Origin of the sequence: Actinocrinis sp. (assembly GCF_035605935.1) — a bacterium.
Taxonomy (GTDB): domain Bacteria; phylum Actinomycetota; class Actinomycetes; order Streptomycetales; family Catenulisporaceae; genus Actinocrinis.
On the sequence record NZ_DATNGK010000001.1, the window covers coordinates 40310 to 54338 of the forward strand.

At 69.4% G+C, this 14029-nt stretch carries 7 protein-coding genes; 4 read left to right on the forward strand and 3 right to left on the reverse strand.

Features of this window, described 5'->3' with window-relative positions:
- Window positions 1-8 precede the first annotated feature (8 nt).
- The 4 genes from VN779_RS00190 to VN779_RS00205 all read left to right on the forward strand — a co-directional run bounded on the left by VN779_RS00190 (window position 9) and on the right by VN779_RS00205 (window position 7802).
- Window positions 9-2774 (forward strand): alkaline phosphatase family protein, encoded by a 2766-nt coding sequence (locus tag VN779_RS00190; protein ID WP_349260564.1) that lies wholly within the window; start codon window positions 9-11, stop codon window positions 2772-2774.
- 303 nt (window positions 2775-3077) lie between these two features.
- Window positions 3078-5324 carry a hypothetical protein gene (locus VN779_RS00195; protein ID WP_325718907.1) on the forward strand — a complete coding sequence of 749 codons (2247 nt, stop codon included), beginning with the start codon at window positions 3078-3080 and terminating at the stop codon, window positions 5322-5324.
- Window positions 5325-5502: 178 nt separating this feature from the next.
- A complete protein-coding gene (locus VN779_RS00200; protein ID WP_414639536.1) occupies window positions 5503-6279 on the forward strand; it encodes an FHA domain-containing protein in 777 nt (258 codons plus the stop codon).
- Window positions 6276-7802, forward strand: coding sequence for a serine/threonine-protein kinase (locus tag VN779_RS00205; protein WP_325718909.1), 1527 nt, complete (start codon window positions 6276-6278; stop codon window positions 7800-7802). The genes VN779_RS00200 and VN779_RS00205 overlap by 4 nt, the downstream gene beginning before the upstream one ends.
- A 79-nt stretch (window positions 7803-7881) precedes the next feature.
- Here VN779_RS00205 and VN779_RS00210 read toward each other — a convergent pair whose 3' ends face one another.
- The 3 genes from VN779_RS00210 to VN779_RS00220 form a co-directional block, all read right to left on the reverse strand.
- A complete protein-coding gene (locus VN779_RS00210; protein ID WP_325718911.1) occupies window positions 7882-9702 on the reverse strand; it encodes an AMP-binding protein in 1821 nt (606 codons plus the stop codon).
- 413 nt (window positions 9703-10115) lie between these two features.
- Window positions 10116-11429, reverse strand: a complete 1314-nt coding sequence (locus tag VN779_RS00215) for a M1 family metallopeptidase (protein ID WP_325718913.1) — start codon at window positions 11427-11429, stop codon at window positions 10116-10118.
- 51 nt (window positions 11430-11480) lie between these two features.
- Window positions 11481-14029: Pls/PosA family non-ribosomal peptide synthetase (locus VN779_RS00220; RefSeq protein WP_325718915.1), on the reverse strand; the 2549-nt coding region annotated here is incomplete at its 5' end.

Here is a 14029-nt window from a genome sequence, read left to right on the forward strand (position 1 = left end):
ATGACTCAATGCAGGTAACGCGCCGTAGACGGCCTGTCGGGAAGTCTCAGCCTTCGCCCGACGGCCAGCGTGGCCGACGAAGCTTCACCAAGGCCGGTGTGGCTTCGATCGCGCTCGTCTTCACCGGTGCCAGTATCGGCTCCGCCTCGACCCAGCAGCTCGGCAGTCAGCATGTCGGTCAGCTGACCGGCAAGGGCGAGGTCATAGCGAGCGACCAGTACATCAAGCCGATCGGCACCCGCCTGGTGATCAACCAGGGCAAGATCATGGGCGCGACGGTCAGCCCGGACGGCACCCACGTGGCGGCCGCGGTCGCCGACGGCGGGGCCGCGATGGTCATCGTCGACCTGCGCAGCTACCAGGTCCAGCAGGTCGTCGGCAGCTCGACGACGGCGAACCTGAAGATCAGCGGGAACGACGTCGGCCAGACCTCGCCGACCTACTCGCCCGACGGCAAGTCGCTGTGGCTCGGCCGCACCGACGGCTACACCAAGTTCACCGTGAACGCCGACGGCACGCTGGCCAACCCGGTCGACGTCTCGATCGCGGCCAACGGCGCCGAGCACGCGCTGTCGGCCAAGGTCGTGTTCTCGGCGGACAGCTCGACCGTCTACGCGGCGGTCAACGGCCAGAACCGCGTCGTGGCCCTCGACGCGGCCACCGGCACCGTAAAGCAGAGCTGGAACACCGGCATCGCGCCGCGCGGCATCGTGCTGGTCGGCGGCAAGCTCTACGTGAGCAACGAGGGCGGCCGCACCGCAGTCGCCGGCGACACCACCATCAACTCGTACGGCACCGACGTGCCGGCGAACCCGCAGACCGGTTCCTCCACCACCGGCACCGTCAGCGTCATCGACACGGCGAACCCGTCGGCGGCCGTCGGCAGCATCAGCGTCGGCCTGCACCCGACCGCGGTCTACGCGGCCGGCAAGACGGTGTTCGTGGCCAATACCAACAGCAACAGCGTCTCAGTGATCGACACCGCCAAGAACAAGGTGGTGCAGACGATCTCGACCCAGCCCTGGCCGCAGGCCACGGTCGGCTACGAGCCCGACGCGATCTCGCTGACCTCTGACGGCCGCCTGCTGGTGACCCTCGGCCGGGCCAACGCGGTCGCGGTATACCGCTTCACCTCGGCGCACGAGCCGGCCAGCTATGTGGGCCTGCTGCCGACCGACTACTTCCCGGCCGAGGTGGCCACGGTCGGCAACCAGATCGTGGTCGCGAACACCCGCGGTGTCGACGCCCTGCGCCCGACCGTCGCGGCCGGCCACAACACCCACGACACCACCGGCAGCCTGACTCGCTTCACGCTGCCGAGCGACCAGACGATCCGCAGCTACACGGGCAAGGTCTTCCAGTACAACGGCTGGACGCCCGGCTCGGTGCAGTACGCCAAGGGCGGCGGCGACAAGAAGGCGGTGCCGGTCCCGGTGCGGATCGGCGACCCGTCGACGATCAAGCACGTCTTCCTGATCGTCAAGGAGAACCGCACCTACGACCAGCTCTTCGGCGACGTGGCGAAGGGCAACGGCGACTCGACGCTGACCCAGTTCGGCGAGGCCGTCACGCCGAACCAGCACGCCCTGGCGCAGCAGTTCGGCCTGTACGACAACTTCTACGACGTCGGCACGAACTCCGCCGAGGGCCACAACTGGCTGATGCAGTCGGACGACCCGCAGTACACCGAGTCCTCCGCGGGCGAGTACCTGCGCAGCTACGACACGGAGAACGACGTCCTGGGCCACCAGGAGTCGGGCTTCATCTGGAGCGGCGCGCAGGCCGCGGGCAAGAGCGTCAAGGACTTCGGCGAGTTCCAGTCGATCGAGAACAAGCCGGCCGGCGCGACCTGGCAGAACTACTACTGCGACACGCAGACCATGGCCGCGACGGGCGCCCCGAGCGCTTACCCGATCCAGGTCGGTTCGGCGATCCCGTCGCTGAACGCCGTGTCGGTTCAGGGCTTCCCGCTCTTCGACCTGTCGGTGCCGGACATCTACAAGGCCCAGGTCTGGAAGCAGGACTTCGCGAAGAGCGGTCCGGCCAACCTGAACATGTTCTGGCTCTCCGACGACCACACCGGCGGACCGCCCAGCCCGGCCGCCGAGGTGGCCGACAACGACCTGGCGGTCGGCCAGATCGTGGACACGATCTCGCACAGCAAGTACTGGAAGGACTCGGCGATCTTCGTCGTCGAGGACGACTCGCAAGCCGGCCTCGACCACGTGGACGGCCACCGCGCCCCGGTCCAGATCATCAGCCCCTGGGCCAACCACGGCGTCGTGGACGACCACTACTACTCGCAGATCACGATGATCCGCACCATCGAGCAGATCCTCGGGATCCACCCGATGAACCAGCTCGACTCCGCGGCCACCCCGATGACCGACGCGTTCACCCCGAAGCCGAACTACGCGCCGTTCACCGCGGTACCGAATCAGACCTCGCTGACGCTCGGCCTCTCGCAGCAGCCGTCCTGCGGCGCCAACGTGCCGGCCGGCCAGAACAGCGCCGCCGTCGCCAGGGCCAACGCGGCGGCCACGACCGTCCCGCTCGGCGAGCAGTCCGTGGCGGCGCAGTGGAAGGCGTGGGCGTCACACCAGCGTCTGGTCGGCCCGAGCGCCATTCCGGACTACGCCAACCCGCAGCAGATGAACCGGTACGTCTACTACCAGACCACCAACTGGACCAAGCCGTACCCGGGCGACAGCAAGATCTACACCCCGAACCAGGTCCCCGGCGCCTTCCTCCCGTCCGCGGACTCAGACAACTGATAATCGGTTCCGCTGCACCGAGACGCTCGGCTGGGTCATCCAGCCGAGCGTTTTGCGTGAGCAAACCTCGTGCCTGTCCCGGGGGACGCGTCGCGCGGGACACTGCCTGTTGAGGCTGCCCTTTCGGGCAGCCAAGTCCGCCCCTGCGCCTTCCTTTCGGGGCGTATCTGCGCAGCATCCATCAGCCTACTGTTTCAGCTGTAGGGGAAGGCACCGCCAGCGCCGGCGCGCGACAAGTCTCCGGCAGGCACACGGGATGGGTGAGACGCAGTGCAGCCACGTAGTCCTCATCGGCGACACGTCGTGCCGCGCCGCGCTACGCGCCGGCTGATCGCGACGGTCCCGCTGCTCGCGCTGGCGCTGCTGCCGACCGGGCCGTCACAGGCGAGTCTCCCGCCCGCCGACCCCATCTTCGGCCCCTTCATCACCGCTGATCCCGGGGAAACCACGCTGAGTCAGTTCACACAGTTCACCGTCAGCGGTTCGAGCCTGCCGCTGGGACAGGCGACCGTGCGGCTGCGTGGCGTCGTCGCGGGAACGGTGCACGTGTCCGCGGCGAACCCGGGCGACACCACAGGCAGCTTCGGTCCCACGGACCTTCCGGTGCCCACCGGCGCGGCGGCATGCGGCTCGGACGCCGTGACGATAGACGGCGTGACCACGCAGGCCACGATCACGGTGCTCTGCCCGACTCTGACCATCACCCCCAACCCGGTCTTCTCGGCCGGGACGGCGACAGACCTCGAGATCACCGCAACCGGCATGGCCACGGACCGGACCATCACCCTGGCCATCGACGGGCGGGCCCTGCCCGCCTCCGCCAGCGACGAAAACGGCCGGATGACCCCGGTGACCGTCACCGGCAGCACGCTCGCTTGCGGCGCGCATCAGCTCGCTGTGACGATCCAGCCGCCCGCTGGACCGGTGATAGAAATCCGGCGCCGCCTCGCGGCCGCGGCGACGACGTACCCGCTGCCCACCGTGACGCGCACGATCACCGTGCTCGGCTGCGCGTCATCAGCGCCGCCGCCGCTGATCTTCGCCGATCCCTTCGAGACAGGCATCGAGCAATTCACCCAGTTCTCGGTCGAGGGCTTCGATCTGGCCGCGGGACCGGCGACGATCAAACTGCGTGGCGTGACGGCGGGTACGGTCACCGTGGGTACCGATGGGACGTTCCCCCCGACGGTCTTCACGGTGCCGGCCGGGGCCGCGGCCTGTGGTCAGGATCCTGTCACGATCGACGACGTCACCCCGGCGGTCGCCCAATCCGTCATCGCCGTGTTCTGTCCTTCGGTCACCGTCACGCCGAACCCGGTGTTCTCCGGCGGCGCTCCGGCGGATCTGGCCATCGCAGGGGTCGGATTCCCCGGCAACCGGGCGATCGACTTCACCATCGACGGGCAGGCATTCGGCACCGTCACCAGCGACGCCGCCGGATCGGTGCATAAGACGGTCTCCCAACTCGCCTTGGCTTGCGGCGATCACCAGGTCGTGGCCACTGCCCAGCCGGAGCCGGTGGAGCCCGGGTTCGTCGGCCGCGCCAATGCGGCGCACACGCTCGGCGCGCGGGCTACCGTGCCGAGCGACCCGCCGATCCCCGCCTCGGCCGACGTCACCGTCCTGGGCTGCGTCTCCTCCCCCACGCCGCCGCGGATCCACGCCATCCCAATCGAGACGACGCTGCGCCAGTTCACCCGGTTCTTCGTCGACGGCGCGCTGCTGCCGGCCGGCCCGGCCACCATCCGGCTGCGGGGCGTGATAGCTGGCACGGTGCAGGTCAGCCGGGCCGGAACCTTCCCCGCGACAGATCTGCAGGTGCCGGCCGGCGCCGCCGTCTGCGGTCAGGATTCGGTGACGATCGACAAGGGCGGCCCGGTACTCGCCACCGCCTCGATCGCCGTGTACTGCCCGTCGATAACGGTCACGCCGAACCCCGTCGTGTCGGGCGGCGGCGCCGCGGCGCTGAACCTGAGCGGCGTCGGATTCCCGCCGAACCGGACCGTCGATCTCGGCTTCGACGGACAGAACCGCACCACCGTGACCAGCGACGCGGCGGGCGCGATCCACGGCCAGATCCGCGGCATCACGCCCGCCTGCGGTCAGCATCAGTCCACTGCGACGGCGCGGCCGCCGACCACGGCCGTGAAGCTGCCGCAGGCTTTCCTCCCGATCAGCGCCTCGGCATCGGTCCTCGTCGTCGGCTGCGCCCGGATCATCGCCAATCCGGCGGTCATCCCGCAGGGCATGCTCACCCATGTCACTGGAACCGGGTTCCTGCCCAGAACCGCCGTCACGCTGACCTGGCAGAGCCCGAGCGGTACGGTGCTCGCCCCGTGCGCCCGCGATGCGGTATCCGTCCCGGCGATGACGACCGACGCGGCCGGCCGCATCGACGTGTTCTGCCTCGCCTTCCCGCATGAGGCGATCGGCGCGGTACGGCTATCTGCATTGCAGAGCCCTGAACAGGAGTCGGTAGCCGTCATCATCGAGGACGGTTCGATGCAGCCCTCATCCGGTAACCCTGACCAATTCATCTACCGGAACTGATCAAGGGCCCGCTGGCCGGCCGCCGGATGCCGGCCGGCCAGCCTGCCTTGTTAGTGGACTGTCACCCTCGTGCTAGCCCTCTCGGCAAAGCCCGGATGCCTGCGTTAGACTTTCGAAACGACACATACCGACACGGGGTCGGTACGCCAACTCGCGATCAGCTATGCACGGGGGCACAGTGGATACGTTGGTTGTGCAGCTTCCTGACCTGGGAGCTAACCTGCGCGACCGTCCCGAGGCGCCCCGGCTGCTCTCGCTCGGACCCGGCGAAGTGGTCACCTTCGGGCGCGGCTCGGCGGACTGCGCGACGGACATCCGGATCCTCGGCGAGGGCGTCTCGCGCTTCGCGGGTGAGATCACCGCGGTCGACGATCACTGGCGGCTTTCGAACCTGAGCCGCTCGACCACGTACGTCGTGGAGAACCTCGAAGGCGCCGGCGAGTACGTAAAGGTCGCGCCCGGTCGGCTCGGCGCGCCGATCCCGTTCGAGCTGTCCCGCATCCTGCTGCCGCTGACATCCGGGTTCGTACAGCTGCGGATCTTCGCGCCGCAGCACACGTACTTGGCTCCGGGATCGGCTCACGGCGCGGGCGAGTACACGGTCATGCCGTTCGCCCTCGACCCGACGGCGAAGTATTTCCTGGTGCTGCTGGCGCTGTGCGAACCCCGGCTGCGCGACCCGTCCAGCGTGGCCATTCCGAACGTGAGCGAGGTGGCCGCGCGGCTGCGGCCGCTTCCGGAGTGCGCCGAGCTGACGCCGTCCGCCGTGAACTACCACATCGACTATCTGGCCGTCAGCAAGTTGCGAGTGCGGGAGCGCACCGGCACCGAGGAACTGGCCCGCCTCGACTGGAAACGGGAGGCCGTGGTCGCCATGGCGCTGCGCTTCAATCTGGTCCGCGAGGAGCAGCTGTCCATGCTGCCATCGCGGCGCACCGCGGGCAGTGCGCTGTGACGTACGAGACGCACTCGCGGCCGGTGACCGTGCCGGCCGGTTACCAGGTCGACCGCTGGCAGGTCGGTGAGCGGCTCGGCGACGGCGGTTGGGGCAGCGTCTACTGCGGTGAACCGGTGGCCCCGCACGATGATCCGGTGGCGCTGAAGTTCCTGCCCCCGGCGCAGCTCGCGCCGGCGCAGCGCTCGTTGCTGGGCGAGATCGTGGAACGCGAGACCGAATTCAGCAAGCTGGCCGATCACGCCAACCTGATCCATACCCGCGCCGTACTCACCCTGCGCGATCCCGGCGACCCGCGGCTCGACGGCGCGGTCGTGCTGGTCATGGACCGCGCCAAGACCAGTCTCAGGGAACTGCTGGTGGACGCGGAGGCGGGCGCCGCGTTGCCGGAGGCGGAGCGGATCCTCGTCGAGGTCTGCCGGGCTCTGGTCGAGATGCATTCGCGCGGGTGGATCCACGGCGATCTGAAGCCCGGCAACGTGCTGCTCATGGCGGACGGCTCGGTACGCCTGGCGGACTTCGGTCTCACCGCGCGGGTCGAGGGAACGCATGCGTATGTTCCGCGCATCGGCTCCTCCGACTATCTGCCGCCGGAGTGGTGGTCCGAGCGCGTCGGCGAGCGCGGCATTCCGCAACGTCCGAGCGCCGACGTGTGGGCGTTCGGGGTGCTCGCGCATCAGGTCCTTACCGGCGGACTGTATCCGTTCCCTGGTACGAGTGCGCAGGCACGCGCCTTTGCCGTGCAGGCATACGCGCGCGGTACTGCGCAGCTCAGGCTCGATGACCGGATCCCGGCCGCCTGGCGGTCGCTGATTCTGAACTGCCTGACCTCGGATCCGGCGGTTCGCAACCAGATCGCGATCACCGACGTTCTTGACGGTGCCGAGGCGATCCAGCGCGGTGGCGCTTACTCAGGGCCCGGATCCGATGCGGCCACCGGCAATGGCGCGGGTAGCCGGACGTCGCGCCGCCGTGTTCGTGTACTGATTTCCGTTGCCAGTCTCACGGCTGTCGCCGCAGCGGGTGGTGGTTGGTGGCTGTCCAGCGACGTTTCCCCCAGCGCGCCGCCCGCCGCCGGGAGCCTGAGTGCCCACGCGGCGGTGCCTGCGGAGTATCGCGGCATCATCAACAGCGCGGCGAACCTCTGCGCCGCGCCGGAGGTGTCGCCCGCGCTGATCGCCGGAATCCTCAAGGCCGAGAGCAATTTCGATCCGAACTTCTCCGATCCGCAGACGGCCTCGTTCGGCATCGCGGGCTGGACGCCGGACGTCTTTCACGCCTGGGCGAAGGCGCCGCAGGCCGACTACATGAAGCCGAAGGACGCGGTTCCCCCTGTCGCCAGCTTCCTGTGCTGGCTCGACAAGCGGTTCACTGACGAAAAGGTGCCCGGCGATCGTGCGGCTCTCCTGGCCGCGGGCTATTACACAAGCGACATGTCGGTCATCCGGGCGAAGGGCGTGCCGAGCATCGCCGCGGATTTCGCCGCCTCGGCAACCAGATACGCAGACGAATTCCAGCACTGATCCAGCCCGGTGGCGGTCCACCGCACAGCCTGTGCCGGCCGGTTACGACGCGCCGCGCCGGCCGGGCGCTCAGCACGCGCTAAGCATCGGACCCCGGCTCAGGCCCGGCCACGGATCCAGACTCAGACTCAGATTCAGCCTCGGACACAGGCTGCGCCGCCGGATCAGACCCCGGATCAGCGCTCGCCTGCGGGTCTGCCAGGGCCGCTCGCGAGGTGTACTCGTCGCGCACCAGGCGTCGCAGCACCTTGCCGATGATGTTGTAGGGCAGCTGGGTGCGGAACTCGACGACCTTCGGCACCTTGTACGCGGCCAGGTGCTCCTGACAGTGCTCGATGATCTCGTGCTCGGTGACGTGCGCGCCGTCCTCGAGGACCACACAGGCGAGGACCGTCTCGCCGCGGTACGAGTCCGGCACACCGACCACCGCGGCCTCCCTGACCGCCGGCAGCGCCATGAGCACATCCTCAATCTCGGACGGGAACACCGAGAATCCGCTGGCGATGATCACATCCCGCTTGCGGTCGATGATGGTGAGGAAACCGTCCGGGCTCATCACCGCGATGTCCCCAGTGCGCAGCCAGCCGTTGCGCAGCATGACCGCGGTGTCCGCGGTCTCGTGCCAGTACCCTGCGAAGATCTGCGGTCCGCGCACGATCAGCTCGCCGGCCTCGCCGGGCGGCAACTCCCGGACGCCGTCATGCTCATCGATGATCATGACTTCGGTGTTGGGCAGCGGAATGCCGACGGTGCCGGGGCGGGCGTTCACCCCGATCGGGTTGCAGCAGACCACCGGCGCGGCCTCGGTCAGGCCGTACCCCTCGACCAGTTGGCAGCCGGTGGCGGCCTTGAACGCGTCCACCGTCTCAGAGGGCAGCCGCATCGCACCCGAGATGCATGACCTCAGGCTCTTGAAGGGCCGCAGCGCATTGCGGTCCGCCGCGAGCATCTGCGAGTAGATCGGCGGGACGCCCGGGAAGATCGTCGGGTGCAGCTTCTTGGTCGCCCGGAACAGCAGTTCGAGGTCGAAGGTCGGCAGCTGCACCGTGGTCGCGCCGATGAGCACCGCGGTGAGCGCGAAGATCAGGCCGTAGGCGTGGAAGCCGGGCAGCACGCCGATCGCCACGTCCTTGCCGGGGACCAGGTTCGGGTCCCAGGCGATCACCTGATGCGCGTTGGCGACCAGATTGCGATGGGTGAGCATCGCGCCCTTCGGCCGGCCGGTCGTGCCCCCGGTGTACAGCAGCGCGGCGATAGCCCGCTCTGGATTGACCTTGGTCTGCGGCCTGGGCCCGAGAGCCTGCTCGAAGATGTCGTTCCAGTCGAGGACCGCAGCGTCTTGCGGTACCTCGGCGGTCAGCCGCGCCTTTGCCTCGCGGGCGCGGCGCAGCGGCAGTCGCAGCGCGAGGCGCAGCTTGCGCGGCAGATACTCGCTCAGCGAGGTGAGCACGACGTGGTTGAGCTGGGTGTCCGCACGGATCCGCTCGACGCGGTCGTACGACTGGTCGAACGCGATCGCGACGGTCGCCCCGCTGTTGTGCAGCTGGTGGCGCATCTCGTCGGCGGTGTAGAGCGGGTTGAACGGCACGGCGACCGCGCCGAGACGCAGCACGGCGAACCAGGCGATGGTGAACTGCGGACAGTTCGGCAGGATCAGCGCGACCCGGTCGCCGCGTCGCACGCCGAGCCCGGCAAGACCGTCGGCGAACAGGTCGACGAGCTTGAGCAGTCGTGCGTAGGTGATCTTCCGGCCGAAGTAGACCAGCGCGGTGCGGCGGCCGTACCGGGCCGCCGCGTCATCGAGCAGTTGGGTTAGCGGCACGTCCGGTATGTCGACGGTGTGCGGAACTCCGCGCGCGTAGAAATGATGCCACGGGCGCGCGAAAGCAACATCCGACACTGAATACCACCTGTGACCTGACAATGACTGTGGGAACAATGTTGCGGCAGAGCCGCGCTATAGCCTCGCCTCGGCGGGCCGTTATGTCCAGCGCAGCACGGCTTGATTTCGTCAAGAGGCAGAAAAATGAATGCACAGCTCGCAGGCGGCGCGCGCCCGGTTTCTTCGCGCACATGCTCGATCCGGCGAGAACGTTTGACCGATTTTTACGAGGCCTGCGACAGGAAACGCGTCCGGCCCGCTGGCGCATAACCGCCGCCCCACCGGCTTCGGCTGGCGGTTTTACGGCCGTGGCGATTCCGGTGGTGTCGGAGATCGCATTCCCCCGATCCGGTGAACGTGTGCGGGCGCAGGGCACCTTCAGCGCACGCACGACACTCGGGGCCTGAGTGCGTGTACTCATCCCCAGCGCGCTACGGCAGTGGCGGGAGCGCCGTCTCGTCGAGCCATTGCGTGAACAGGTCGTCGAGTCGGTAGACGCTGTAACGGTTGGCGTGCTCGATGAATCGGGACGTGCTGACGACGCCGTGCCGGTGCTCGATCGCCCATTGTTTGAGCATGACGAAGAACGGCCCGTCGCCGAGTGTGCGCCGCAGTGCGTGCAGGACGAGTCCGCCGCGCCGGTACAACCGATCGTCGAACATCTTGCGCATGCCCGGATCGCCGAGCCGGAGGGTCTGTGGCAGCCTGCTTAGATGCGCGTGGGATTCGGCGGCCAAGTCCGCGGCGCTCGCCACGCCGTCGCCGCAGCGTTCGGACCACAGCCATTCGGCGTATTTGGCGAAGCCCTCGTTGAGCCAGATGTGCCGCCAGTCGGCCACCGTGAGGCTGTTGCCGAACCACTGATGTGCCAGCTCGTGCGCGACCAGTCGCTCGCTGCCGCGCCGGCCGTCCACGTGATTGGCACCGAAGGTCGACAAACCCTGCGCTTCGACCGGGATGTCAAGGTCCTCATCCACCACGACGACCGTGTATTCGGCGAAGGGGTACGGGCCGAAGAGCTCCTCGAACAACTGCATCATCTGCGGTTGGCGGGCGAAGTCGTGCGTGAAACGGGCGCGCAGCCGGGCCGGGTACGCGGCGTCCTGCGACACCGGGTGCTCGGTCAGCCGGGTCCGGCTGTAGCGACCGATCTGCACGGCGGCCAGATAGCTCGCGGTCGGCGCAGGCTGTTCGTACACCCACTTCGTGGTGCCGGCCGCGACATCGTAGGCGACGAGCGTGCCGTTGGCTGCGACCGTGTAGCCGTGCGGAACGGTGACGGCGATCCGGTAAGAGGCCTTATCCGCGGGCCGGTCGTTGCACGGAAACCAGGACGGCGCGCCGATCGGCTGGGAGGCGACCAGCGCGCCATCGCTCAGTTCCTCCCAGCCCAGGGTGCCCCACTCGCTGTTCACCGGACGCGGAGTGCCGCTGTAACGGATGACCGCGGCGAAGCGGGCCCCAGGCTGCGGCGGCACGGCGGGGCGCACCCGAAGCTTCCCGCCGCGATGCGTGTACTTGGCAGGGGCACCGTCGACTGTGACCCGGTCGAGGCGGAACGCCGCGAGGTCGAGAGCGAACTCGCGCAGTGGAACGTCAGCGTCCGTAGCCACCGCGGTCAGGCTGGCGGTGGCGGACAGCCTGTTCCCGGCGGGACGGTAACGCAAATCCAGCTCGTAACTCAGCACCCGATAGCGCGTGTCACCGTGGTCCGGGAAATACGGATCCGCGGTGCCGGCACGCATTTCGGCTCCGCCTTCACTTCGCCCAGCAGGGGCCTGATGGTGCGACACGGATCAGTCCGCTCCGGGCCAGGCCTCGATGGGGTTGCCCAGCCACCGGGTGTTCGCCGGGACCGCCTCGCCGCGCATGACGAGTGAGGCGGGACCGATCGTGACGCCCGCGCCGAGGGTGGCGCCGGGCAGCGCGATGCCGTGCGGGCCCAAGGTGGCGCCGGCCTCGATCCGCACCTCGTCCAAGCGCATGATCCGATCATGGAACAGATGCGTCTGAACCACACAGCCGCGGTTGACGCTCGCGCCCTCGCCCAGACTCACCAGATCTGCCTCCGGCAGCCAGTGGCTCTCACACCACACACCGCGCCCGATGCGCGCGCCGAGGCCGCGCAGCCACAGGTTCATCAGCGGGGTGCCATCGACGGCCCCCACCAGCCACGGCACGGCGAGCGACTCGACGAAAGTGTCCGCCAGTTCGTTGCGCCAGATGAACGCGCTCCACAGCGGATGCTCCGCCGTCGTGAACCGGCCGACGAGCAGCCACTTGGCGGCGATCGCGAGCGCGCAGGCGACCACTCCGGCCGCGGGCAGCACCGCGGCGCCGAGCAGCCCGGCCGCCCACCAGCCCCACGCCTGCGCGGCTGCGGCGAAGACGGCGAGCGCGAGCAGGGCGAGCGCGACGGAGCACAGCACCGGCACGACCCGGCACAGCTCCACGGCCGCCCGCGCGATCAGCAGGCGGCGGGAAGGCTCGAAGGTGCGGCTCTGGTCGCCGGCTTCCACGGCGCGCGGCAGCTTCATCGGCGGCATGCCGAGGTAGGAATCCCCGGCCTTGGACTTCTTCGGCGCGGCGGACAGCACGCCGACCAGTGCGTCGCGCGGCACCCTGCGTCCGGCGGCGGTCATGCCCGAGTTGCCCAGGAAGGCGCGCGGGCCGATGCGGGCCTCGTCGATGCGCAGCCAGCCGCCGCCGAGCTCGTAGGAGGCGATCATGGTGTCGTCGGCGAGGAACGCGCCGTCGCCCACGGTGGTCATGCTCGGCAGCGCGAGTACCGTCGAAGCCTCGACGCCGCGCCCGACCTTCATGCCCAGCGCGCGTAGCCAAAGCGGTGTCAGGGAACTGGCATAGAGCGGGAAGAGCACGGTGCGCGCGCCGTCCATCAACCGTTCGGTGGTCCAGGCCTGCCAGGCGACGCGGCCGTAGAGCGGATGCCGCCCGGCGCGCAGCCCGAGACTCAGTGCCCGTACTGCGATCAGCACCAGCAAGGCGTAAGCCAGCAGACCGGCGAGCGCGGCGGCCGGGGAAACGGCAAGCGCGGAGCCGAGCGCCGCAGGCAGGTTCGCGGCGCCGCGCACGGCCAGGCCGATCAGCAGGACGCCCGGAAGCGCGGCCAGCAGCGGCAGCAGGCTGAGCACGAAGGCGGTCCCCGAGTAGGCCAGCGCCCAGTGCGGCTTGCGCGCCGGGCGGTCACCGGGATAGCGCGTCGCGCGGCCGGTCTTCGCGGCGGGCACTCCGGCCCAATGCTGACCGGTCTTCACCGTGCCGGCCGTCGCGGCAGCGGAGACGACCGAGCCGGGCGCTATCTCGGCGCGCTTGCCGACGCGGGCACCCGGCATCAGGACACTGCGGGTCCCGACTACTGCGCCCGCTCCGACCCGGATCGGCCCCAGATGCAGCCGATCGCCGTCGAGCCAGTGCCCTGACAGGTCCACTTCGGTGCCGATCGCACACCCGCGGCCCAGCTTGAGCATTCCGCTGACCGGCGGCAGGGAGTGCAGGTCGACGTCCGGGCCGAGCTGGCAGCCCAGAGCGCGGGCGTACCAGGTCAGCCAGATCCCTGACAGGCTGGTCGCGCCGCTGGAATCGGCCAGGCGCTGCGCGGTCCAGAGCCTCAGATGCACGGCGCCGCCGCGCGGATACGTGCCGGGACCGACCCCGCGCAGCAAGATCCGTGATCCGGTCGCGGCGATCGCAAGGCGCCCAGCGGGGCTGATCAGCAGCACCCAGCCGAGCAGCACCCACCACCAGGAAACGGCCGGTGCCCACGCGTGCGGCCCGTACCAACTCAGGACATTGCTGAACGCCGCGAGCGCGACACACCACCGCGCCCCGATCAGCGCGTACATGGGCGCAAGTACCGCGCTCTGCACAAGCCCGGCGCGGCGCGGCGTGGGTTCGACGACGCGCGGGCCGTCCTGCGCAGACGCGGCAGCCGACCGGTCCAGCAGGACGGCGAGAGCGCCGAGCGTCGAGTACTGATACAGGTCCGCGACCGAAACACCGGGATAACGGGTTCTGATTCGGGCGACCAGTTGCGCGGCGGCCAGGCTGCCGCCGCCGAGCGCGAAGAAGCCGTCGGAGGGCGAGGCGGGCGGCGCTCCCAGGATCTCGCCCCATAGCTGCGCCAGCCAGGATTCGGTCCCGGTGAAGTCCGCAGCCGGGCCCCCGGGTCCGTCCGCTTCGACGCCCGGCAGCGGCCAGGGCAGCGCCGCCCGGTCCACCTTGCCCGAGGTGCGCACAGGCAGCGCGGGTACGACCGCGAGCAGCGGCACCAGCGCGGCGGGCAGCACCGCGCGCAGCCTGTTCACCGCGTCCGCCCGATCGAATG